This is a genomic window from Cupriavidus sp. SIMBA_020 (assembly GCF_046535395.1).
Lineage (GTDB): Bacteria > Pseudomonadota > Gammaproteobacteria > Burkholderiales > Burkholderiaceae > Cupriavidus > Cupriavidus campinensis.
Genome location: NZ_JAWRWU010000340.1, coordinates 1 through 292, shown reverse-complemented (window position 1 = coordinate 292; position 292 = coordinate 1). Strand labels below are relative to the sequence as shown.

Here is a 292-nt window from a genome sequence, read left to right as displayed (position 1 = left end):
CTTCCTGAATCTCGACCTGCTCGCGAACATGGAAGCGGCCGTGCTCAGCAACCGCTACGTGAAGTTCAATTTCGTGCGGCAGGCGCAGCTCAAACGCGACTGCGAGGCAATGAGCCGGATGCTGCGCGTGAAGACGCCCGGGCTGCACGAGGAAATCCAGAACCTGTCGGGCGGCAACCAGCAGAAGGTGCTGATCGGCCGCTGGCTGCTCACGCAGCCGCGCATCCTGATCCTCGACGAACCGACGCGCGGGATCGACGTCGGCGCGAAGGCTGAGATCCACCGCCTCGTC

General features: G+C 64.4%; 1 protein-coding gene. It reads left to right on the top strand.

Annotated elements, in window-relative coordinates:
- Positions 1-292 (top strand): ATP-binding cassette domain-containing protein (locus SB751_RS29485; RefSeq protein ID WP_410748961.1); only part of this gene is annotated, 292 nt, incomplete at both ends.